This is a genomic window from Halomonas sp. KM072, assembly GCF_050710315.1.
Classification (GTDB): Bacteria; Pseudomonadota; Gammaproteobacteria; order Pseudomonadales; family Halomonadaceae; genus Vreelandella; species Vreelandella hamiltonii.
The window spans coordinates 618,722-641,115 of record NZ_CP136132.1; the positions used below are offsets into that span (position 1 = coordinate 618,722).

Annotated in this window: 25 protein-coding genes; 20 read left to right on the forward strand and 5 right to left on the reverse strand. The window is 59.0% G+C overall.

The window, feature by feature from the left end; translation table 11 throughout:
• The first annotated feature begins 16 nt into the window (after nucleotides 1-16).
• From RVM26_RS02910 to rloA3, 12 genes are all read left to right on the forward strand, one after another.
• The gene (locus RVM26_RS02910; protein WP_498940678.1) at nucleotides 17-2,365 is read left to right on the forward strand and encodes a putative monovalent cation/H+ antiporter subunit A; all 2,349 of its coding nucleotides are present in this window, start codon (nucleotides 17-19) and stop codon (nucleotides 2,363-2,365) included.
• A complete protein-coding gene (locus RVM26_RS02915; protein WP_498940680.1) occupies nucleotides 2,358-2,789 on the forward strand; it encodes a Na(+)/H(+) antiporter subunit B in 432 nt (143 codons plus the stop codon). The genes RVM26_RS02910 and RVM26_RS02915 overlap by 8 nt, the downstream gene beginning before the upstream one ends.
• 33 nt (nucleotides 2,790-2,822) lie before the next feature.
• Nucleotides 2,823-3,170, forward strand: a complete 348-nt coding sequence (locus RVM26_RS02920; RefSeq protein ID WP_287808318.1) for a Na+/H+ antiporter subunit C — start codon at nucleotides 2,823-2,825, stop codon at nucleotides 3,168-3,170.
• Entirely contained in the window at nucleotides 3,167-4,768 is a 1,602-nt protein-coding gene (locus RVM26_RS02925) for a proton-conducting transporter membrane subunit (RefSeq protein ID WP_498940682.1), read from the forward strand. Before RVM26_RS02920 ends, RVM26_RS02925 begins: the two co-directional genes overlap by 4 nt.
• On the forward strand, nucleotides 4,765-5,238 hold the full coding sequence (locus RVM26_RS02930) for a Na+/H+ antiporter subunit E (RefSeq protein WP_039182030.1): 474 nt from the start codon (nucleotides 4,765-4,767) through the stop codon (nucleotides 5,236-5,238). Before RVM26_RS02925 ends, RVM26_RS02930 begins: the two co-directional genes overlap by 4 nt.
• A complete protein-coding gene (locus tag RVM26_RS02935; protein ID WP_039182034.1) occupies nucleotides 5,238-5,507 on the forward strand; it encodes an MrpF/PhaF family protein in 270 nt (89 codons plus the stop codon). Before RVM26_RS02930 ends, RVM26_RS02935 begins: the two co-directional genes overlap by 1 nt.
• Complete coding sequence (gene mnhG / locus RVM26_RS02940; protein WP_498940686.1) at nucleotides 5,500-5,904, forward strand: cation:proton antiporter; 405 nt, start codon at nucleotides 5,500-5,502, stop codon at nucleotides 5,902-5,904. The genes RVM26_RS02935 and mnhG overlap by 8 nt, the downstream gene beginning before the upstream one ends.
• 197 nt (nucleotides 5,905-6,101) lie before the next feature.
• On the forward strand, nucleotides 6,102-6,260 hold the full coding sequence (locus RVM26_RS02945) for a DUF2256 domain-containing protein (protein ID WP_498940688.1): 159 nt from the start codon (nucleotides 6,102-6,104) through the stop codon (nucleotides 6,258-6,260).
• Complete coding sequence (locus RVM26_RS02950) at nucleotides 6,257-7,678, forward strand: cryptochrome/deoxyribodipyrimidine photo-lyase family protein (protein WP_498940690.1); 1,422 nt, start codon at nucleotides 6,257-6,259, stop codon at nucleotides 7,676-7,678. Before RVM26_RS02945 ends, RVM26_RS02950 begins: the two co-directional genes overlap by 4 nt.
• On the forward strand, nucleotides 7,671-8,129 hold the full coding sequence (locus RVM26_RS02955) for a DUF3429 domain-containing protein (RefSeq protein WP_498940692.1): 459 nt from the start codon (nucleotides 7,671-7,673) through the stop codon (nucleotides 8,127-8,129). The genes RVM26_RS02950 and RVM26_RS02955 overlap by 8 nt, the downstream gene beginning before the upstream one ends.
• 67 nt (nucleotides 8,130-8,196) lie before the next feature.
• Nucleotides 8,197-9,453 (forward strand): lytic murein transglycosylase, encoded by a 1,257-nt coding sequence (locus RVM26_RS02960; protein ID WP_498940694.1) that lies wholly within the window; start codon nucleotides 8,197-8,199, stop codon nucleotides 9,451-9,453.
• A 65-nt stretch (nucleotides 9,454-9,518) separates the two neighbouring features.
• Complete coding sequence (gene rloA3 / locus RVM26_RS02965; protein ID WP_498941701.1) at nucleotides 9,519-10,049, forward strand: retropepsin-like aspartic peptidase RloA3; 531 nt, start codon at nucleotides 9,519-9,521, stop codon at nucleotides 10,047-10,049.
• Between the two features lie 13 nt (nucleotides 10,050-10,062).
• On the opposite strand, the gene RVM26_RS02970 is transcribed toward rloA3, so the two are convergent.
• Entirely contained in the window at nucleotides 10,063-10,773 is a 711-nt protein-coding gene (locus RVM26_RS02970) for a 16S rRNA (uracil(1498)-N(3))-methyltransferase (protein WP_498940696.1), read from the reverse strand.
• 135 nt (nucleotides 10,774-10,908) lie between these two features.
• Between RVM26_RS02970 and phaR the strand changes: the two genes are divergently transcribed.
• The 5 genes from phaR (at nucleotide 10,909) to RVM26_RS02995 (ending at nucleotide 14,511) form a co-directional block, all read left to right on the forward strand.
• Nucleotides 10,909-11,373: a polyhydroxyalkanoate synthesis repressor PhaR gene (gene phaR / locus RVM26_RS02975; protein WP_016916575.1), complete on the forward strand. Its 465-nt coding sequence runs from the start codon at nucleotides 10,909-10,911 to the stop codon at nucleotides 11,371-11,373.
• A 104-nt stretch (nucleotides 11,374-11,477) separates the two neighbouring features.
• Entirely contained in the window at nucleotides 11,478-12,770 is a 1,293-nt protein-coding gene (purD, locus tag RVM26_RS02980) for a phosphoribosylamine--glycine ligase (RefSeq protein ID WP_498940697.1), read from the forward strand.
• Between the two features lie 34 nt (nucleotides 12,771-12,804).
• Complete coding sequence (locus RVM26_RS02985; RefSeq protein WP_498940699.1) at nucleotides 12,805-13,245, forward strand: acyl-CoA thioesterase; 441 nt, start codon at nucleotides 12,805-12,807, stop codon at nucleotides 13,243-13,245.
• Entirely contained in the window at nucleotides 13,245-14,117 is an 873-nt protein-coding gene (locus tag RVM26_RS02990; RefSeq protein WP_039182055.1) for a phosphoribulokinase, read from the forward strand. Before RVM26_RS02985 ends, RVM26_RS02990 begins: the two co-directional genes overlap by 1 nt.
• 52 nt (nucleotides 14,118-14,169) lie before the next feature.
• The gene (locus RVM26_RS02995; protein WP_498940701.1) at nucleotides 14,170-14,511 is read left to right on the forward strand and encodes a histidine triad nucleotide-binding protein; all 342 of its coding nucleotides are present in this window, start codon (nucleotides 14,170-14,172) and stop codon (nucleotides 14,509-14,511) included.
• A 96-nt stretch (nucleotides 14,512-14,607) separates the two neighbouring features.
• On the opposite strand, the gene ettA is transcribed toward RVM26_RS02995, so the two are convergent.
• The 4 genes from ettA to RVM26_RS03015 all read right to left on the reverse strand — a co-directional run bounded on the left by ettA (nucleotide 14,608) and on the right by RVM26_RS03015 (nucleotide 18,958).
• Nucleotides 14,608-16,269, reverse strand: a complete 1,662-nt coding sequence (ettA, locus tag RVM26_RS03000; RefSeq protein WP_016916580.1) for an energy-dependent translational throttle protein EttA — start codon at nucleotides 16,267-16,269, stop codon at nucleotides 14,608-14,610.
• 303 nt (nucleotides 16,270-16,572) lie between these two features.
• Nucleotides 16,573-16,785, reverse strand: coding sequence for a PA3496 family putative envelope integrity protein (locus RVM26_RS03005; RefSeq protein WP_039182061.1), 213 nt, complete (start codon nucleotides 16,783-16,785; stop codon nucleotides 16,573-16,575).
• 239 nt (nucleotides 16,786-17,024) lie between these two features.
• Nucleotides 17,025-17,462 (reverse strand): PAS domain S-box protein, encoded by a 438-nt coding sequence (locus RVM26_RS03010; RefSeq protein ID WP_039182065.1) that lies wholly within the window; start codon nucleotides 17,460-17,462, stop codon nucleotides 17,025-17,027.
• Between the two features lie 182 nt (nucleotides 17,463-17,644).
• A complete protein-coding gene (locus tag RVM26_RS03015) occupies nucleotides 17,645-18,958 on the reverse strand; it encodes an MFS transporter (RefSeq protein WP_498940704.1) in 1,314 nt (437 codons plus the stop codon).
• A 111-nt stretch (nucleotides 18,959-19,069) separates the two neighbouring features.
• On the opposite strand from RVM26_RS03015, the gene RVM26_RS03020 reads away from it, so the two are divergent.
• The 3 genes from RVM26_RS03020 to RVM26_RS03030 all read left to right on the forward strand — a co-directional run bounded on the left by RVM26_RS03020 (nucleotide 19,070) and on the right by RVM26_RS03030 (nucleotide 22,323).
• On the forward strand, nucleotides 19,070-19,339 hold the full coding sequence (locus tag RVM26_RS03020) for an Rdx family protein (protein ID WP_016916584.1): 270 nt from the start codon (nucleotides 19,070-19,072) through the stop codon (nucleotides 19,337-19,339).
• Nucleotides 19,336-20,223, forward strand: a complete 888-nt coding sequence (locus RVM26_RS03025) for a DMT family transporter (RefSeq protein WP_016916585.1) — start codon at nucleotides 19,336-19,338, stop codon at nucleotides 20,221-20,223. Before RVM26_RS03020 ends, RVM26_RS03025 begins: the two co-directional genes overlap by 4 nt.
• A gap of 279 nt (nucleotides 20,224-20,502) precedes the next feature.
• Nucleotides 20,503-22,323, forward strand: a complete 1,821-nt coding sequence (locus tag RVM26_RS03030; protein WP_498940706.1) for a TolC family outer membrane protein — start codon at nucleotides 20,503-20,505, stop codon at nucleotides 22,321-22,323.
• The last annotated feature ends 71 nt before the right edge of the window (nucleotides 22,324-22,394 follow it).

Consider the following 22,394-nt stretch of genomic DNA (forward strand, 5'->3'; position numbering starts at 1 on the left):
AGGGAGAGAACGCCGGATGCAATTTGCCGTTTTAATAGGCTTCGTGCTGGCAGCTTCGTCACCGCTGCTCAACCTCTGGTGTAGGGAACGAACCAGTCTGGTGCTTGCGCTGTTTCCAGCGCTGATGGCCGCGTGGCTGATTGGCCAAGCGCCGGTGGTGCTGAGTGAAGGGCCGCAACTGCTGGAGTGGGCGTGGGTGCCCTCGCTGGGGATCAGCCTGAGTTTTTTGCTGGATGGCCTGTCGCTGCTGTTTGGCCTGCTGATTTCCGTCATCGGTACTTGCGTACTGATCTATGCTGGCGGGTACTTGAAAGGCCATCCGGATATTGCCCGCTTCCATCTGGCGCTGGTGGCCTTCATGGCTTCCATGATGGGGCTGGTCATGGCCGATGGCCTGTTGACCCTGTTCGTGTTCTGGGAACTGACCAGTATCACCTCGTATCTGTTGATCGGCTTCAACCATAACGATATCGAGGCCAGAAAGTCGGCTCGCCAAGGCTTGTTCGTGACCGTTTCCGGTGGCCTTGCGCTGATGGCGGGACTGGTCCTGCTGGGTGTGGCCAGCGGCAGCTGGTCGCTGAGCGAGATTCTGCAGTCCGACGACAACCTGCGCGAGCATGCGCTCTATACGCCCATGTTGATCTGCCTGCTGCTCGGGGCGTTCACCAAGTCGGCGCAGTTCCCGTTTCATTTCTGGCTGCCGAATGCCATGGCGGCGCCAACGCCTGTCTCGGCTTACCTGCACTCGGCCACCATGGTCAAGGCGGGTATCTACCTGCTGGCGCGCCTGCAGCCCGAGCTGGGCGGTACCGGCATGTGGGTGGGCGTTCTCTCGGTGGTGGGTGCGACCACCATGCTGACGGGCGCCTTCCTGGCGATCCACCACACCAACATCAAGAAGCTGCTGGCCTACTCGACGATCATGGCGCTGGGCACCTTGACCATGCTGCTGGGCATTGGCTCCGACTATGCCATGACGGCGTTCGTCACCTTCCTGCTGGCGCACTCCATGTACAAAGGCGCGCTCTTCATGGTAGCGGGTATTCTGGACCATGAAACGGGTACCAAGGATGTCACGGCCATGGGGGGCTTGCGAAGAGCCATGCCCGTGACGGCGACGATTGCATTCGTTGCGGCGTTGTCGTTGGCCGGGGTTCCACCGCTGTTCGGTTTCATTGGCAAGGAGCTGATGCTGGAGGCTGCCTTGGGCGCCGACAGCGTGCGTCTGATGCTGGTGCTGTTTGCGTTCTTCTCGGCCATTCTGACCATTGCCGTGGCGGCCATCATTGCGCTGCGCCCTTTCTTTGGCGCGCAGCATGCCACCCCCAAGGTTGCCCATGAAGCGCCGTTTAGCATGCTGTTGGGGCCTGCACTGCTGGCCTGCGGCTCGCTACTGCTGGGGCTGGCGCCCGCGCTGCTGGGGGTGGATGCACTGCTGACCGCTGCGGCCACTTCGGTAGTGGGCGATGCGCTGACGGTTACCCTGTCGCTGTGGCACGGTATCAACGTGGCGCTGATCATGTCGCTGGTGAGCATGGCGCTGGGCTTTTTGCTGTTCAAGCGTTGGGACGAGGTGCGCAGCCATTTGGCGCGATTGGCACCGGTCATGCGCTATGGGCCGGAAGCAGGCTATGAAGGCTTCATGAATGGCGTCGTACGCTTCTCCGAGTGGCAGACCCACATTCTGCAGAATGGCTACATGCGTAATTACATTCTGGTGATGCTGGTGGTGTTGATCGGCCTGGTCGGTAATTCGATTCTGCTGCGCCACTCGCCCCAGCTGGCGCTGACGCTGGACGTGCGTTTCCATGAAATCATCGTGGTCGGTACCATGGCCATGGGGGCAATTTTTGCCACCATCTCGCGCTCGCGCCTGGGAGCCGTGGTGTCGGTTGGCATCATGGGCTTCTCGATTGCGCTGATCTTCATTCTGTTCAGTGCCCCCGATCTCGGCATCACCCAGCTGCTGGTAGAGACCATGACGGTCATTCTGCTGGTGCTGGTGCTGTTCCGCTTGCCGCGTTACTCCAACCTCTCGAGCAGCCTCGAGCGCGTGCGCGATGGGGTCGTGGCAGCTGCCATGGGGGTCATGATCTTCCTGTTGATCATGACGGCATGGAGCATCGACCAGTTCGAAACCATTTCCACGTACATGGTCGAGAACAGCGCGCCACTGGCCCATGGCCGCAACATCGTCAACGTGATTCTGGTGGACTACCGCGCCCTGGATACGCTGGGCGAAATGTTCGTGCTGGCGCTGGCCGCCATTGGTGTCATTGCCATGTTGAAACTGCGTCACGATGGCCCCCAGGGCAAATCAGTAGAGGCGGAGAAGAGCAGCGTCAAGGAGCCCTACGATGGTTAAGTCAGGTACGATCATTCTCAATACGGCGGCACGCTTTTTGATGCCGCTGCAACTGATGTTCTCTATTTTTCTGTTGCTGCGTGGCCATGACGAGCCCGGCGGCGGCTTCATCGCCGGGCTGGTGGCGGCAGGGGCGTTTGCGCTTTATCTGTTTGCTTTTGGTGCCAGCGCCACCCGAGAAGTGCTGCGCATGGTCGACCCCCGAGACCTGGTCGGGGCGGGGCTGCTGTTGGGCATGATATCGGTGGTGCCTGCCTGGTTCCTGGGCGAGCCCTTCTTGACCGCACAGTGGTGGACGATTCCCGGTATCGAGTTCAAGGCCTCTACGCCGCTGATCTTCGACGTGGGCGTCTATCTGACGGTGTTGGGTTCCGTCATGGGTATGGTCATGGCGTTGATGGAGGTGGACAAGGATGAGCCTTGAGCTGCATACCCCGGATAACACAGGAGGCTCCCCATGGAACCGTTAATGGCCCTGGCGATTGGTTTGCTGTACGCCACTGCCGTATTCATGATGCTGCGACGTTCGATCGTCAAGTTGGTGATCGGTTTGCTGCTGCTTTCCAACGGCGCCAACTTGTTGATTTTTACCACCGCAGGTATGACCCGTGGCGCACCCCCTCTGATTCCCGAGGGCATGCTGCAGCCATTGGGGCCTGTGGCTGACCCGCTGCCCCAGGCAGTGGTGCTGACCGCCATCGTCATCGCGTTTGGCGTGCTGGCGTTTGCCGTCGTACTGATTCGCCGCGCCTATGAAGTCGTCAAGGCGGATGATTTGGACAAGATGAAGGATACCGACACGTGAGGCCTGAAGTCGCACTTCCCGTTTTGTTGCCTCTGCTTTCGGGGGCAATATCGCTGCTGTTCTGGCGGTCACGGCCCATGCAGCGTTTTGTAGCCGTTGCCGGTAATGTTGCGCTGCTGGCGGTCAGTCTCTGGCTGTTTGTCGCGGTACTGAACGACGGCTATATCACCATGCAGATGGGCAACTGGCCCGCGCCATTCGGCATTACGCTGGTGGCGGACATGCTCAGTGCGGTGATGATCCTGCTGACCGGCATCATCGGTCTGGCCATGGGTATTTACTCATTGGCCACCACCGGGCGTGGCCATGAAAAATTCGGCTACTACCCGCTGATGCACCTGCTGCTGGCCGGTGTGGCCGGAGCCTTCCTGACCGGCGACATGTTCAACCTCTACGTGTGGTTCGAGGTGATGCTGGTGGCATCGTTTGCGCTGCTGATTCTGGGTGGCGAGCGTGCCCAGATGGAAGGAGCCATCAAGTATGTGACGCTGAACCTGTTGGCATCGGTGATCTTTCTGACCGCCGTCGGTCTGCTGTATGGCACGGTCGGTTCGCTGAACATGGCCGATATCGCCCTGCGCATGGACGAAGCCGAACACAGTGGCATGGTGGAAGTGCTGGCCGTGATGTTCATGGTGGCCTTTGGTATCAAGGCAGCCGCGTTTCCGCTGTTTTTCTGGCTGCCCGCGTCCTATCACACGCCGCCCGTGGCGGTATCGGCGCTGTTTGCCGGGCTGCTGACGAAGGTCGGGGTGTACTCGCTGTTCCGCGTCTTCACACTGATCTTCGATCAGACCATGGGCTATCTCCAGGACATCATGTTGTGGGGGGCAGTCTTGACCATGGTGACCGGCGTGCTGGGGGCGGCGGCGCAGTATGAATTCCGCCGTATTCTCTCGTTTCACATCGTCAGCCAGATTGGCTACATGATTCTTGGTCTGGCGCTCTATACCCCGCTGGCCATCGCCGGTGGCGTGTTTGCGATCATGCACAACATCATCGTGAAAACGAACCTGTTCCTGATCAGTGGTATCACGCACCGCCTGCAGGGTACCTATCAGCTCAAGAAGATGGGCGGGCTTTATCGCGAGCGCCCCTGGCTTGCCGTCGCGTTCTTCATTTCGGCTTTCTCGTTGGCAGGCATACCGCCGCTGTCCGGTTTCTTCGCCAAGTTCGTACTGGTGCGAGCAGGCCTGGAAGCGGGCGCCTATGTAGCCACCGGGATTGCTTTGGCTGTGGGCTTGATGACCCTCTACTCCATGGTCAAGATCTGGAACGAAGTGTTCTGGAAAGCCTTGCCGGAAGAGAACAAGGTGCCTGCAACCCAAACGCCCACAGGCGATGATGGCCGTATGCTCAAACCGAGCCTGTGGATGATGTATCTGCCGGTGATCGTATTGGCCATGATGTCGCTGCTGGTAGGTATTTTCGCCGAGCCCATCATGCAGGTCATGAATCAGATAGGCGATCAATTGATGAACCCGGCAGGCTACATAGAAGCCGTGCTCGGCGAGTCAGCGAATGTCATCGATGCACTGCTGGAAGCGGCAGATGCGGGCGTGGATCAGGCGAGTGAAGTTCAGGAGGAAGCTCCATGACCGGTGCAATTTGGAACTTGTTACTCGGCCTGGCCTGGGTACTGTTGAGCGGTGATTTCTCGGGCTTGAACCTGCTGGTAGGCATGGTGTTTGGTTATATTGCGCTGGTATTGATCGAGCCTCAGGTCGAGGCGCTGAAGGGATACCCTTTACGAGTGCCGCGCATCATCGGCTTCATCGGTTTCTTCATGAAGGAGCTGGTGCAGGCCAATCTACGTGTCGCATTCGACATCCTGACGCCACCCTGGCACATGCAGCCAGGCGTCATTGCACTGCCGCTGGCGGCACGTACGGAGATGGAGATCACCATGGTGGCCAACCTGATTTCGCTGACGCCGGGTACCTTGAGTCTGGACGTCTCGGATGATCGCCGGGTGCTCTATATCCATGCCATGTTCCTGGACGATGAAGATGAGCTGAGACGCAGCCTCAAAGAGATGGAGCACCGAGCCCTGGAGTTATTTCGCTGATGGATACCGTGATTTTGATTAGCCAGGTCTTGATGGGCTGCGCCCTGATATTGACCTTTGTGCGCGTGGTGCGAGGCCCCAGCTTGCCGGACCGAGTGGTGGCGCTGGAGCTGTTTTCCACCACGGTAGTGGGGCTGGTGGGGGTATACGCCATTCAGTCAGGTGTATCGAGCTTTCTGGATGCCGCCATCGTCATCGCGCTGATGGGCTTCTTGGCCGCCATAGGATTCGCTCGCTTTCTGGAACGTGGGGGACCGCGTGATGATTGATTTTGTCAAAGGAACGCTGGTGTTGACCGGCGCCAGCTTCATGCTGCTGGCTTCCATCGGTTTGCTGCGCCTGCCCGACTTGTTGACCCGCATGCATGCTACTACCAAGGCTGCGGCACTGGGTGTGGTCCTGATCATGCTGGCGGCGGCCATGCACTTTGCCGAAGTAGGGGTGGTCGCACGTGCGTTCGCGATCATCGTCTTTATTTTGATCACAGCGCCCATTGCCGCTCACGTGATTGGCAGGGCGGGTTACTTCGTGGGCTCCCGTCTATGGAGCGGTACGGTGAAGGACGAGCTCAGGCCCAATTATGATCCGCTCACCCATGAATTGAAGAGTGGGCTGGAAACCGAGGAAAACGCCAAACGTCAACCTCGACCAACAGACCCTGATTGACAGCTAATCAACGAGTTAGCTAAAGGCCACCTTCGGGTGGCTTTTTTATGGCTGTGCCAACGGAGGGCTGTCTTTTACGCAATGCGTGTAGCGGCACACTATGCTCGTCAAACTATATACAATATATGTACTGTGTAAGATATAGTGTCCATGTATGAAAGCGTGGCGCGGTGATTGACGCGTAGCGAGTTGGACAGATGAGACGAAAACAAGACCTACCGGAAAAAGACTGCGTTCAATGCCAGCGCCCATTTACCTGGCGGAAAAAATGGGCGCGCTGTTGGGGGGAAGTGAGTTTTTGCAGCGAACGTTGCCGACGCGAAGCCAGACAGCACGCCGAGGAGGCGCGAGCATGAACAGCACGACTGATATTGTCTGGCTACAGGATAATCTCCGTGTAGCGGACAACCCTCTATTACATTTCACATCCGCCCCTGATCAACTGGTTTGCCTTTATGTACTGGACCGCGCATGGTTGCGCTCCAACATATCAGGCGAAGAGACTTGCCGCCTTGGCCCGGCGCGCCTGCGTTTCTTGTGGCAAAGCCTGATGGAACTGCGAGGCGAGCTGCTGCAATTGGGTAGCGATCTGCTGGTACGTATCGGTCACCCCGCCGAAGAGGTGGTGGCCATGGCCACGCGTCTCAATGCTCGACAAGTATTGGTTGCCGAGCACTCAGGCTGCGAAGAGCGTACCCACATCGATCAAGTGGCCGAGTCGCTGCCCGAACATTGCCCGCTGGTGCGTTCCGATAGCGGTTATCTGATTGACGCCTCGGCGCTGCCGTTTGCGCTGGAAGATTTGCCTGCCAGCTTTTCGGCGTTTCGTCGCCATGTGGAAAAGCATTGCGAAATCCCCGAGCCGCTGAGCATGCCAGTGACGCTGCCTGGGTGGCCAGATGACGCCCCCCGTGGCTTCCCGCCGCTCAAGGATGTGTGTCAGCAGAGCGCGGCCTGGCAGCCAGACAAGCGCCAAGGCTTTGTATTCGTAGGCGGTGAATCTGCCGCTGGAGACCGGCTGCAGCACTATCTGTGGCGGCAGAATGGCGCTGAGTCTTACAAGAAGACCCGCAATGGCTTGCTGGGCGCCAATTTTTCGACGCGGTTTTCGCCTTGGCTGGCCAGAGGCTGCCTCTCTGCTCGGCAAGTACATCGTGAGGTCAAGGCCTGGGAAGCCATCAACGGTAGCTGCGAGTCCAGCTACTGGATCGTGTTCGAGCTGTTGTGGCGTGACTATTTCCATCGTGCCGCGCAATTGGAAGGGGCCACGTTATTTGGTCGCGAGCAACTCCCCGTACCCAACGAGGCGTTCAATCGCTGGCGTGATGGCAAGACAGGGATCCCGTTCATCGATGCGGCGATGATCGAGCTCAAAGGGACCGGATGGATATCCAACCGCGCACGGCAGAACGTGGCCAGTTTTCTGGTCAAGGACCTGGGCGTTGATTGGCGTTTGGGCGCTGGCTGGTTCGAGCATTGCCTGGTCGATTACGACGTGGCCAGTAATTGGGGTAATTGGCGCTATATTGCCGGAGTAGGGCGAGACCCTCGGCAAGACCGCTATTTCAATGTGCTGAAGCAGGCGGGGCATTACGACCCGAAAGGTCTCTATGTCGCATACTGGCTGCCCGCCCTCGAGTCCTTGCCCTTTGGCCTCGAACGGCAACAGCCCTGGCGAGTCGCGCCTTCCAGGTTCGATGCGCCTTGTGTGCTGCCCAGTGAATGGCAGCGCTGGCTGATTTCTGCCGAAGAGTTCGAGGAGACCGATGAGTAAGGAAGCAGGGCGCGTCATGAACGAATGTCGATTGGCATGGGGCTCGGGGCTTGCCGGGCTGATCCCGTTCATTGCGGCGAGTGGCGCAGCATGGTGGGCGCCTACTGCCTGGCAGGTCACGGCGATTTACGGGTTTACTTACTACAGTGCGGTGATTCTGTCATTTCTGGGCGGCGTTCATTGGGGCTGTGCGCTGCAGGTCTCGCGGCCGGGTAACGGCAGGCGCCTGCTGCTGGCCATGGTGCCGAGCCTGATTGCCTGGCCTGCGCTGCTTTTCGATGTGGTGACGGGGCTATGGGTGCTGTTGGCAGGCTTTGTGCTCATTGGCCTTTACGATGTCAGCCGCGATGGCCGTGAAGGATTTCCTCGCTGGTACACAGGGTTACGCTGTGTGCTGACCGGTATCGTGGGGGCTGCCCACCTGGTGGTGCTTTGGCGGCTCATGGCCTGAGGCTGGCATCAGACCCGTTTCTGAGCCATTATCACAGCCACGCCAAGGACAGCCATGAGACGATGACATGTTATTGAAATCCCAAGCATCACCCGCTTTCGCGCCCTCCTTCAAGCCAGCCTTGATACTGGCAACGATGCTGGCTTTGGGGGGGCAATCTGCCCAAGCCAGCCCTCAACTGATGACCGAAGTCGATGCGCGAGCCGCCGAGCAAGTGCAGTATGCCAGCTTCAACCAGTGGCTGAGTGATTTCCGCCGTTACGCCGCCAATCAAGGGATCAGTGAAGCCACTCTGGCCAAAGCGCTGGACGGTGTGCGTTATCGCGAGCGCGTGATCGAGCTGGATCGTTATCAGCCTGAGTTCGTCAGGCCCATCTGGCAATACCTCGATAGCGCAGTGTCCAGTACGCGCATTGCCAATGGTCGTGAAAAGTATGCTCAGCATCGCGATACTGCTCAACAGATGCAGCAGCGCTATGGGGTGCCTGCCGAAATCATCGTTGCCATCTGGGGTGTCGAGAGTAATTACGGCAGCAACTTTGGTGACTTTTCGACGCTGGAGTCACTCGCCACTCTGGCCTACGACGGCCGTCGCCGTGATTTTGCCCGCGGAGAGCTTCTGGCAGCGCTGCGTATCATCGATCAGGGAGATATCGCCGCCGATGAGATGCGCGGCTCCTGGGCCGGGGCCATGGGGCATACTCAGTTCATCCCCAGCAGCTTCGAAGCCTATGCGGTGGACGGCGACAACGATGGACGGCGTGACATCTGGGGCAGTATTCCCGATGTCATGGCCTCGACGGCCAACTACCTGGCCCGCGCCGGTTGGCAAGCAGGCCAGCCCTGGGGGGCGGAAGTGGTGCTGCCTGATGCGTTCGACTACTCGCAAACCGAGCGTCTGAGCTCGGCCCAATGGGCCGCGCAGGGCGTACGAGCAGTGAATGGCGATTTGCCTGCTTTCGATAGCGCTGCCGTTATCGTGCCAGCAGGCGCCAGTGGCCCAGCATTCATCGTAGGCCCCAACTTCCGTGCCATTTTGCGCTACAACAATGCGACCAGCTATGCGTTGGCGGTGGCGACATTGGCCGATGCCATTGCCGGGCGTCAGGGCATTACTCAGTCCTGGCCCACTCATGAGGCACCTTTGACGCGCGACGATGTCAGAACGCTGCAACAGCGGTTGAACAACGCCGGTTATTCGGTGGGCGCCGCCGATGGCATCATGGGGCCCAATACCCAGGCCGGTGTGCGAGCCTTCCAGCGTGATCAAGGGCTGGTGCCAGATGGCTTTGCCACTCAATCACTGCTCGAGCGACTGCCATAATTCCACTACCCTTTTAATCCAACTATCAAGGATGCGTTGCGATGGTGAATAGACTGCGAAAGGCCATGGGCATGACGGCTCTGGCGAGTGTGCTGATGGCGAGTGTCAGCGTACAGGCTGAGGACAAGGTGTTCGGCTGGGTGGAGAATGCGTTCATCGAGCCTTGGGGCATTGGCGTCAAGGCCAAGCTGGACAGCGGTGCGCTGACCTCGTCGTTGGACGCCCGTGACATCGAGATTTTCGAGAAGGATGGCGAAGACTGGGTGCGCTTTCGTTTAAAGCTGGAGGACCAGGCCAGCGGTGAGACCTTCAGCGACGAAATCGAACGTCCGCTTTATCGTGAGCAAGCCGTGCGCGGCGCTGGTGGGCGCGATGAACGCCCCGTGGTGCTGATGGATGTGTGCATGGGTGACACCATCTATGAAGAGCAGTTCAGCCTGCGCGACCGTGAAGAAATGCTTTACCCACTGCTGCTGGGTCGTCGCACGATCAGCCACCTTGGATTGCTGGATGTGCGCAGAACGTTCTTGCAGACACCGGAGTGTGGGGAGAATGCCGAGTACGTTCCCCACGACCCCGAAGATGATCAAACCTGATCAATAGGGTGAGTCAGAACAGCCGTGCCAGCAGCGCCGTCACGGCGGTTTCTACTCTCAGGATGCGCGGGCCCAGGTGCATGCCCTCGCATCCTGCTGCCAGCAGTTGCTCGACTTCCCATTCGATAAAACCACCCTCTGGCCCCACGAAAAGTGCACAGGGCTCGTCGACGCCGCGTGGGCAGGCGTCGGGCATGCCGGGGTGAGCAACGAGCCCCCGTCGCTCGTGTAGTACGCCGTTCAGGTGATCTTCCAGAAAAGGGCGAAAGCCCTTGCACAGCGTGACCTGCGGGAGCTGCGTGTCGCGTGCCTGCTCCAACCCGAGCAGGAGATGCTGGTGCACCTTTTCCGGGCGTAGCTCCGGTGATTGCCAGTAGCTTTTCTCCACCCGCTGGGTGTGCAGTAGGGTAATCTGTTTCACGCCTAGCGCAGTGACATGTTCCAGCGTGCGGGCCAGCATGCGCGGGCGCGGCAAGGCCAGCACCAGATGCACCGGTAGCGGGGGCGGTGGAGGCGTTTCCAGCGGGCCCATGTGGAAGGTGGCAACGCTATCGCTCAGCTCGATCAGCTCGGCCTTGCCCATGTTGCCTCCCTGAACGCCCACGCTCAGTTGGTCCCCCGGCTGGGCGCGATGTACGTCGCGCAGATGCGTCAGGCGGCGGGTGTCGGTCAGGTGGGCTCGTTGGCCGTTCACCTCACTGGGGTCGAGCAAAATCAGATTCATGATGGTCGTCTATTAGTCGTGGGCAGGCCGCGCATCGCGGCACTAATCCGTTAAGCTGGCTTGCATGGGCGTGTGTTGCAGGCACAATAGCAGCCATGGCGACAAAAGCCTTTATCGCGTTTAAGGAGATACGCTGTGCGCGTCATTCGTAAATATGCCAACCGCAGGTTGTACGACACACAACAAAGCCGCTACGTGACGCTGGAAGATTTGCGCCGTCTGATCATCGACGAAGAGCCTTTTCGTGTCGAAGATGCCAAAAGTGGCGAAGACCTCACGCGCACGATTCTACTGTCGATCATTATCGAACAGGAGCAGGCCGATAGTGAAGCGGAAGTGTTCTCCAACGACCTGCTGGCCCAGTTGATTCGCGTGTATGACATGTCGTCACCGCTGCCTCTGGCGCGCTATCTGGAACAGGGCACCCAGCTGATGCTGGAGCAGCAGAAGCGCCTCCAGAGCCAGTGGCAGCAGGCCATGCGGCATACGCCCATGGAGTTCATGCGTGAACTGGCCGAGGAGAACATGCGCTTTTGGCAGAACACGCTCAACCAGCCTTCCACCAAGGAAGACGACGACCCAACGGATGGCAAGCCTTAGCTTCACAACAGCGCTGGGTTTCAGACAGCGCTTGGCGCCCCGCTAGCGGCTGCGTTATGGCATAATGCGCCCATCGATGCTCTCCTGTTTTGAGAAGGATACCCATGAAAGTTTTGATGATCGGTGGCGGTGGTCGTGAACATGCCCTTGCCTGGAAGCTTGCCCAATCCCCCCTGGTCGAGCAGGTGTTCGTAGCGCCTGGTAATGCAGGCACGGCCACGGAGCCCAAGCTGAGCAATGTGGCCATAGCCGCAACCGACCTGCCGGCACTGGTGGCGTTTGCTCAGCAAGAGCAGATCGCCCTGACGGTCGTTGGCCCGGAAGCGCCGCTGGTGGAAGGGGTGGTCGATCAATTTCAGGCAGCGGGCCTGACCATCTTTGGCCCTACCCAGGGGGCTGCTCAGTTGGAAGGCTCCAAATCGTTCACCAAGGACTTCCTGGCCCGCCACGCCATTCCCACCGCCGACTACCAGACTTTCACGGCGGTCGAGCCAGCGCTTGAGTACCTGGCCCGCATGGGCGCGCCCATCGTCATCAAGGCCGATGGCCTGGCCGCCGGCAAGGGCGTGATCGTGGCCATGAGCGAAGCCGAAGCCGAAGCCGCCATTCGCGATATGCTGGAAGCCAACGCCTTTGGCGATGCCGGTGCCCGGGTCGTCATCGAAGAGTTTCTGGACGGCGAAGAAGCCAGCTTCATTGTCATGGTCGACGGTGAACATGTCGTCCCCATGGCCACCAGCCAGGATCACAAGCGTGCCTACGATGGTGATACCGGTCCCAATACCGGCGGCATGGGGGCTTACTCACCGGCGCCTGTGGTCACGCCCGAGGTGGATGCCCGCATCATGGAGCAGGTGATCCTGCCTACCGTACGAGGCATGGCCGAAGAGGGCAATGCGTATACGGGCTTCTTGTATGCCGGTTTGATGATCGACGCTGCGGGCCAACCCAAAGTGATCGAATACAACTGCCGCTTTGGTGACCCGGAAACCCAGCCTATCATGATGCGTCTGGTGTCGGATCTGGCGGAGCTTTGTCTGGCGGGCGCCAAAGGCGAGCTGGCAGGCAAGCAGTGTGAATGGGACAGCCGTGCGGCGGTGGGCGTGGTCATGGCGGCGGGCGGTTATCCCGGCAGCTATCGCAAAGGCGATGTGATTCACGGTCTGGCCGATGCCGAGCAGGCCCAGTGCAAGGTGTTCCACGCCGGCACTGCCCTGACCGATGAAGGCGAGATCGCCACGGCCGGGGGGCGCGTGCTGTGTGTCACGGCGCTAGGCGACAGCGTGTCGGCTGCTCAGCAGCAGGCTTATCAGGGGGTCAAGGCCATCCGGTGGGAAGGTGCCGAGTTCCGCCGTGACATCGCCTTCCGCGCCATTGCCCGGGAAGTGAATCACTAACGTCCCCTTTCGTCACCCAAGCAGGAGAGCCGTCATGGAACGCGTTGCTATCGAATTTCCCGCAGACGCGGTGATCCACCGCCATACCCTCTCGGTGCGGGTGACCGACATGAACTACGGCCGCCACCTGGGGCATGATGCCCTGGTGTCGCTGCTGCATGAAGCCAGGGCACAAGCACTGGGTAGCCTGCACTTGCCCGAGTGGGACATGGGCGGCTATCCCAGCGTCGTGGTGGACCTGGCGATACAGTATCAGCAGGAAGCGCGCTTCCCGGAGGTGCTGGTTATCGAGACGGCGGTGCCTGAACCTCAGGGCAAGGCATTGACCGTCTATCAGCGTATCTTGAAGGAAGGCAGCGAGACCGTGGTCGCCACGGCCCGAATCAACAAGCTGCTGCTGGATCTGGGGGCTGGCAAGCCGGTGCCCATTCCTGACGCGGTGAAGCAGGCACTCGCCGAGGCAAGGGGGAGCTGATGTCCCGAGAGTACCCCATCATTGCCGTCACCGGCTCCTCCGGGGCTGGCACCACGACGGTGCGCCGCAGCTTCGAGCGCATGTTCCTGAGAGAAGACGTTCACGCGGCCATGGTGGATGGCGATGCCTTCCATCGCTATACCCGCGATGACCTCAAGCGCATCTTCCGCGAAGAGCCCGAGCGCAAGGATGAGCTTTCTCACTTTGCCGTCGAGGCCAACTTGCTGGATCGTCTGGAAAGCCTGTTCGTCGAGTACGGTGAACACGGCACTGGCACCTATCGGCACTACATCCATGCAGAGGACAAGCAGAAGATCGAAGCCGGTTACCGAGTGGGCACCTTTACCGAATGGCAGGCACTGCCCTGTGGTACCGACCTGCTGTTTTATGAAGGGCTGCACGGCGGGTTGGTGACTCAGGAGTATGACATAGCTCGGCACGTGGATTTGCTGGTGGGCGTTGCGCCGACCATGAACCTGGAGTGGATTCAGAAGATCGATCGTGACACCAAGCTGCGTGGCTACTCACAGGAAGCGGTCATCGACACCATTCTGGGGCGCATGGACGATTACGTGCGCTATATCCAGCCGCAGTTTTCGCGTACCCATATCAACTTTCAGCGCGTGCCTACCGTCGACACCTCCAACCCCTTCGAAGTGCAGGATATCCCGACCGATGCCGAGTCTTTCGTGGTGATTCGCTTTCGCGACCCCTCGACCGTGGATTTCCCCTGGCTGCTGGCCATGATCAAGGATGCGTTCATGACGCGGCCCCATACGCTGGTGGTGCCCGGTGCACGCATGTCGTTGGCGATGGAGTTGATCCTCGCCCCGTTGGTTCGCCACCTGCTGGCTCAGCGCCGTTTCCGATAGGCGCGCTTAGCTGGCTCTTTTGACAATAACGCGCCACACCAAGGAGGCTGCGATGGAGTGCCTGTTTTGTAAAATCATCAACCGCGAGATTCCTGCGGATATCGTTTTCGAAGACGAGCATGTACTTGCCTTTAACGATATTAGCCCTCAAGCGCCTACGCATCAGCTCATCATCCCTAAAAAGCACATTGCTACGCTCAATGACATTGCGCCTGACGATCTGCCGGTGATCGGCCGCTTGCAATATACCGCTGCCCAGTTGGCCAAACAGCAGGGGTTTGCCGAGGACGGCTATCGGGTGGTCATGAACTGTAACGAAATGGGCGGGCAGACGGTCTACCACATCCATATGCACTTAATGGGTGGGCGCGAGTTTACCTGGCCCGCAGGCTAAACTGTCTCGCCGACCAACGGTAAACAGCCATCCATAAAAAAGCCCTGCGGCGGGAAACGCCAGCAGGGCTTTTTGCATTGCGTAACGCCTAAAACATTAGGCGTCGATACGCTTGTACTTCATACGTTTCGGCGTGTCGTTGCCGACCCGTTTCTTATGATCTTCTTCGTATTCCGTGTAATTGCCGTCGAAGAACACCACTTCCGAGTCGCCCTCGAAGGCCAGGATGTGCGTGGCGATACGATCCAGGAACCAACGGTCATGGGAGATCACCATGGCGCAGCCGGGGAAGGCCAGCAGGGCTTCTTCCAGGGCGCGCAGTGTCTCGATGTCCAGGTCGTTGGACGGTTCGTCCAGCAGCAATACGTTGGCACCCTGCTTGAGGGTTTGCGCCAGCTGCAGGCGCCCGCGCTCACCGCCCGATAGCTCGTCCAGGCGCTTCTGCTGGTCGTTGCCCTTGAAGTTGAAGCGACCCACGTAGGCACGCGAAGAGACTTCGTAGCCGTTGATGTTGAGAATGTCCTGGCCGTCGGATACCGCTTCCCAGACCGTCTGCTTGTCATCCAGCGCATCGCGCAACTGCTCGACGTAGGCGATATCCACGGTTTCACCGATTACCACGTCGCCCGCATCCGGTTGCTCCTTGCCGGTGACCAGCTTGAACAGCGTCGATTTACCCGCGCCGTTACCGCCGACGATGCCGACAATGGCCCCCTGGGGAATGGTGAAGGAGAGGTCCTGGTAGAGCAGCTTGTCATCGAAACGCTTGGTGACGTTGTGGAATTCGATGACCTTGTCACCCAGGCGCGGGCCAGGCGGAATGTAGATTTCGTTGGTTTCGTTACGCTTCTGGTAGTCGCCGGACTGCATCTCTTCAAAGCGATTGAGACGTGCCTTGCTTTTGGCCTGACGGCCTTTGGCGTTGCTGCGTACCCACTCCAGCTCCTGCTTGATGGCCTTCTGGCGCGAGGCTTCCTGCTTGGCTTCCTGGGTCAGGCGCTGCTCTTTCTGCTCCAGCCACTGCGAGTAGTTGCCCTCGAAGGGGATACCCTGGCCGCGGTCCAGTTCGAGAATCCAGCCTGCCACGTTGTCCAGGAAGTAACGGTCGTGAGTGATGGCCACGACGGTGCCGTTGTAGTCGTGCAGGAAGCGCTCCAGCCAGGCCACCGATTCCGCATCCAGGTGGTTGGTAGGCTCGTCCAGCAGCAGCATGTCCGGGCTGGACAGCAGCAGGCGACAGAGGGCAACACGGCGGCGCTCACCCCCGGAAAGGTTACCTACCTTGGCGTCCCAGGGCGGCAGGCGCAGGGCTTCGGCGGCCACTTCCAGCTTACGCTCGATGTTATGGGCGTCGGCGGCTTCGATGATGTTTTCGAGCCGCGCCTGTTCGCTGGCGAGGGCATCGAAGTCTGCATCCGGTTCTGCGTAAGCAGCGTACACGGCATCCAGTTTCTGCTGAGCTTCCTTGAGGGCACCCAGCGCTTCCTCGACGGTATCCCGGACGTTTTTCTCGTCGTCCAACTGCGGCTCTTGGGGCAAGTAGCCCACGTTGATGCCGGGCATCGGACGAGCTTCACCTTCAAACTCTTTATCGACACCGGCCATGATGCGCAGCAGCGTGGATTTACCAGCGCCGTTCAAGCCCAGTACGCCAATCTTGGCCCCCGGGAAAAACGACAGCGAGATATCCTTGAGAATTTGCTTCTTGGGAGGCACGACTTTGCCAACCCGATTCATGGTGAATACGTATTGCGCCATGGAAATCCGTTAGGTTGTGGTAAAAGCGGGGCCAGCAGTGCTGGCTTGGTGTACAGATGATAGTGCCCAGCGCGGCTAAAGGCCAGCCGCACGGTACTGAGTCAGGTGAGCAGGAGGAAACGAAAAAACGTGTGGAAATGAAAAATTCTACGCAGACAGGCGTGAATCAGTTGGCCTCCCACAGGCAGGTTGGGGTGGCTACTCAGGCTGTCCTGAATCCATTGCGCGCTGAATTAAATGAAAAGGGGCAATCCAATGATTGCCCCCTGTTCGAACGACAGAGCATCTGCTGCCCGTAAGGCGCTACTCTTCTTCATCCCAGTCATCTTCGATGGCGCGTTGCAGGCGTCGTTCTTCTAACCAGGCCTCTACCTGGCGCCGAGCGCGCAGGGTATCGGCTTTGCTGGGCTTGCTCTTGGCATACTGGTCGTCGTTGACCGCGTCAAGGTTGTCGAAATCGTCAGCGTCCAGCCCGTCGTTGGTGTAAGTCTCGCGATTCAAGGGGTCACGGCTCATGGTATGCCCTCCAACCCAAGCCGGCGCACCGGCATCACAACGGCTTCCTTCAACCATGGCTCCTTTTGCTGTCCAGGAGCCATGACAAATGGAAGCACCTAACGCTAAACAAGCGCCTAGGCGCTATATAACGTCAGTTGAGGCGAAGTTCAAGTACAACTTGCATTGACCGCCGTTAAATATTGCGAGCTGCCGAGCAGGGTGACCAATCGCTGTCAAATGCGGAATGGCAATAGACGCTATTCGGCCAGCTCTTGCTGCTTTTTCAACGCCGCCAGAGCCAATTGGGCTTCGACCCGTTCGGTGACATCTTTCTGCACGCCGATGAAGTACATCAGGTTATCGGCCTCATCATAAACCGGCGTAATCGATAGCTCGTTCCAGAACATCGTGCCGTCCTTGCGATAGTTGCGCAGCACTTCGCGAGAGGGGCGGCCATCCTGCAGGGCATCACGAATCGACGCGAGGGCATCTTGGTCGCGGTCTTCGTTCTGCAGGAAACGACAATCTCGATAAAGGATTTCGTCTGCACTGTAGCCGGTCAGACGCTCGAAGCCCTTGTTGACGTAAATCAGAATGTTTTCGTCACCTTCCTGCTCTGCAACGACAATGCCATCTTCAGAAGCATCAACAATGCGTTCGAGTAACTCCGGGCTGATCAAGGGAGATCGTTTCATCAATGGATTCCTGTGCTTCTCGTCATTCTAGCCGTGTCGCTGTTCGTCAGCGCGAGGCTCGTTATAGGCAGGGTAGGCGATGCCACTTACCACTGATTACAGCTAGGATAGCAAAAAACCACGTTACGCCGTGATTCCCGCCCATCATGGCGAGCGTTGCACGGGTTTGCAATCCTTGAAGATCACTCTGCTTCTGGAAGGCGCTGAGCGCTTACCATGGCCCCCAGTGCAGTGACCGCCAGCACCAGCAGCAGAGGGCTGCTGCCAAGCCACTGTGCCAGCCCGCCAATCAGGCCACCCACTGCCAGCATGAGCACTCCTGTGAAAGTGTTGGATAGCGCCACATAGAGTGCTCGGTTGTCCTGACTGGCTATATCGACCAGGTAGGTTTTGCGGCCCAGGCGAACCCCATGGTGAATGATCATCAGCAGGGAATAAACGCAGGCGTAGGGCAGTACGCTGCGGGTCCACTCGCCCGGTAGCCAGGCAATGCCTGCGCCCAGACAGCAACACAGAGCGGTACCGACGGCAGCATCACGCATGACGCGGCGGCTGGAGTGGTCCGCGCGTTTACCCCAGATGGGGCTGGCAATCATTGCTGACAGCCCTGACACCACCACCATGATGCCTAGCCCGCCCAGCTCACTGCCGCTTTGTTGTTGGCCCAACAGCGCCAGGTAGGGCAGGGCAAGCGCACTGGAAAGCAATAAGGCCCTGGCCAGATTGAAGTGCAGAAAGGTGCGGTCCTCACGCATCAGGGTGAGACCGAGTTTGATGCTGTCCCAGGCGTTTTCACCGCCTTCTACGGCGCCTGGCACCTCCTTGATGCGCGCTGCGCTGAACGCGTTGAGCAACCATCCCGCCGCCGCGACACATAGCAATAGGGCCAGCGCCACGTTACCTGGGCGGTCACCGAACCACAGCAACACACCGCCCGCCGCCAGCGTGGCGGCACCTGCTACGCTGCCACTCCAGCCCATGAGGGTCCCTCGCCTGCGCTTGGCGATGGTCTTGCCAAGGACGTCCTTGGTGGCGATCGATGAGAGCCCTCTCGCTAATGACAGTACCACCAGCACCGCCAGCACCAGAAATCCGCCCACTGTTCCGCTGCCCCAGAGCGCCAGTAGCGCGAGGCACAGTGCGGCCAAGGCTTGAAGCAGCGCTCCGGTGACCCATACCCACTTGCGCTGAGGTTTCAAGCGGATAAATCCTGCCACGAAAAGCTGAGGCAGCAGCGCACCAGCCTCGCGGATGGGGACCAGCATGCCCACCATCCAGACCGGCGCACCAATAATGCCCATCAACCAAGGCAGCACCAGCCGCGCACTGGAAAGTTCATCCGCCAGCTTGTTGCCCAATGCCGCCCATAGATGATGGAAAAAGTTGCGCGGCTGCTCCTGGCAAGCGCCCTCGGGGATGTCGGCACACATACGGCTGTCGTCATCGCCCGTCAGCCACTCATAGAGACGCGTTTGTGAAACATCTGGCTGGGCCATGGGGTTCCTTGGCAGTTGCTAATATAAGATGACAGAATGCTTGATCAATATCATAGCGTAATCGACATGATAGTTTAGCTTGTCAGGGAATTGGCCGATAAGGAGTACGCCATGCCGCAGGTCCGGATTCACTACTGCACCCAGTGTCAGTGGCTGCTGCGCAGCGGCTGGTATGCCCAGGAGTTACTGTCCACGTTTGGTGAGCAGCTCGACCAGGTCGCGCTCGTGCCTTCCCATGGGGGCCGGTTTGAAATCTGGTGTGATGACACGCTGCTTTGGGAGCGCAAACGTGACGGCGGCTTCCCGGATATCAAGACGCTCAAACAGCAGGTGCGCGATCACATCGACCCTGACCGTGACCTTGGGCACATCGACCGATGAGCCAGGATAGAGCGGCTATTCTGTATGGACTGGGGGCGGTCGCCCTTTGGTCGACGGTAGCGACCGCCTTCAAGCTGGCACTCTCCTGGATGAGCCCGTTAGAGCTAATGTGGCTAGCGGCGTTGGTGTCATGGCTGTTGATGGGCGCGCTGGTAGTTGCTCAAGGGCGCATGCAGCAGGCGCTCAGGTACGGCTGGCGCACGGCCTTATGGGCGGGGCTGATGAACCCCGTCGCGTATTATCTGGTGTTGTTTGCAGCCTACGACCGCCTGCCAGGCCAGGAGGCCATGGCCTTGAACTACACTTGGGCATTGGCCATGGCGTTTCTGGCGGTGCCTCTGCTGGGTCACCAGCTGACACGAAGAGACATGGTGGCCGGGCTGATCGCCTATGCCGGGGTGTGGGTCATTGCGACGCGTGGACAGGTTTTCAACGTCGCCTTCGAGGATGGTTTAGGCGTTGCGCTGGCGCTTGCCTCAACGTTGTTGTGGGCACTCTACTGGCTACTGAATGCGCGAGATGCCCGGCCGCCGTTAGTGGGGCAGTGGCAAAACTTCAGTGTTGGGTTACCTTTTTTAACCATTCTGTTACTTTTTGGTCCGGGGTTTCAGTGGCATGGCATGACCGCGCTGGCCTCCGGCGTATACGTAGGATTGTTCGAGATGGGCATTGCCTTCGTGCTGTGGCAGTTGGCGATCCACAAGGTGTCTCGAACCGCCAAGGTGTCTACGTTGATATTTCTCTCTCCGCCGGTCTCTCTGTTATTGCTCTATGTCGTGGTGGGCGAGCCATTACTGAGCTCGACGTTGACTGGTCTATTGCTGATCCTGGCGGGGCTGGCGCTTCAGCAGTGGCCGAGAAAGGAATTGCCCGCTACCGATTGAGTGTTTTTTCAGCATGTTATTGTAAATTTTTGTGACTTTTGTTTTTATGGCTTGCGACTGGTGCTCAGACGTTTAATTTTAGCTAATAGCAATTTGCCAGGGTGTTTTGTCTAGGCAGCACTCATGGTCAATTGAACTCGGCGACAACAAAGCGCCATAGATGAGCCAGTGTTGGCGGGTAAGCAGCCAAGAGGGGTAACAATGCGCGGCAGCGTTGTTGCACAGGGAAAGGCTACTTGCTCATCTGCAGCGAGAAACGTTCATTAGGGATCCACGGCCATGAAGAACAGCAAAACAGCCACGCAAGTATCATCCTCTTTTTTACAACGCGGCCTGCTCCCCGCAGCCGTGGCAACCTTGGGTTGCCTGCCACTGACGGCATTGGCACAAAACCTGCCTGCTACGCTTTACGCGCCGGGCGCTACGGATGTGGTTAGTACCATTCAGCAAACCATCGTCAGTAACCCTCAGGTCAATGCTGCCTGGGCCAACTTCAGTGCGACAGGTAGTGATGTGCGCGTGGCCAAGGGCAACTACCTGCCTTCCATCGATGTCTCGGCAGGCGTTGGACGCAGGGACCAACAGAACGATGGCCGGGGCAGCTATAACAGTGATTTTGCCGAGCTGACCCTGACCCAGATGGTCTTCGATGGCTTCGCGACGCGTAGTGAAGTGGAGCGTCTGGATCGTACGCGGCTGATTGCCTATTTCGAGCTGCTGGGAGCCAGTGAAAATATTGCGTTGGAAACGTTCCAAGCGTATCTGGATGTCATGCGTTTCCGTGAAATGGTACGTTTGGCGCAGGATAACTACCGTGAACACCGCCGCGTGTTTTCGCAGATCGAAGAGCGCGCCCTTTCGGGTGCGGGCAGAGGGGTAGACCTGGCGCAAATCAGTGGCCGTCTGGCGCTTGCCGAGTCCAACCTGATGACCGAAGCCTCCAACCTTCATGACGTGACGGCGCGCTATCAGCGCCTGGTCGGCCAGCTGCCGCCTCAGAACATGACGCCTGCGCCCTCACTGGCGGCTGATTTGCCTGCTGATGTGGGTCAAGCGATCCAGATGGCGTTCCAGGGTAACCCTGAATTCCATGCGGCCATCGAGAACATTGCTGCCCAGCGTGCCGTGCAGAGCGCAGAGCGTGCTGCGTTCATGCCGCGTCTGGATATTCAGGGGCGTACCGGCACCAATAATCAGGATGACGCCATTTCAGGACGCCGCGACGAGCACAGCATTCAGCTGGTCGCGAGCATGAATCTTTACCGCGGTGGTTCTGACAGTGCTGCCTTCGATGCGGCCACTACCCGTATCGAGCAGGCGGTCAATCAGCGCGAAGTCGCCTGTACCAATGTGCGTCAGACCACGCAAATTGCTTATAACGATACCCAGCGCATTGGTGAGCAGCTGCGCTATTTGAATGACCATCGTCAGTCCATCGACCGAGTTCGGGGTGCCTATCAGCAGCAGTTCGATATCGGACAGCGCACCCTGCTGGATGTGCTGGACAGCGAAAACGAGTTCTTCGAGGCCAGCCGGGCCTACGCCAATGCTGAGTTTGACCTGACGCTGGCGCAAGCCCGCACGTTGGCTGCCATGGGCCAACTGATGCAAACGCTGGAGGTCGCCCGTGACGACATCCCCAGCCTGGCAGAACTTGGCTACGAAGGCATGGCGCAGAATCCCGAGATGGCGTGCGGTACCGAAGGGCCACGCGGATTTACGTTGGAAGATTTCACCCGTGGCATCAGCGGGTTACCGATGAATACCACCACGCCGCAAACGGCTTACACCTCGAGTGAACCCGTTCTGCAAGCAGAGGTTCAAGAGAGCGTCTGGGCCGAACCGACGATGCCGACGGTCAGCACAGCGCCCAGCGTGGGTAACCTGTACATTCAGATAGCCTCCCTGGGGGTGGCTGAGCGTGCCGAGCTGCTCAGCGCCCAGCTGGGTGAGCAGTTGACCAGCCAGTCGCGAGTATATGCATCATCAGGCAACTTTCGGGTTCAGCTAGGGCCGGTCGCTTCCATGAGTGATGCCCAGCAACTGCAGCAAACCCTGCGTGGCCTCGGTTACGCCGATGCCTTCGTGACCAACGGCTAGCCGCCACCGGCTACTGAAAACCAGTGATATGCCCGCTGCCAGCAAGCGGCGGGTTGGTTTCAGTGGCCACC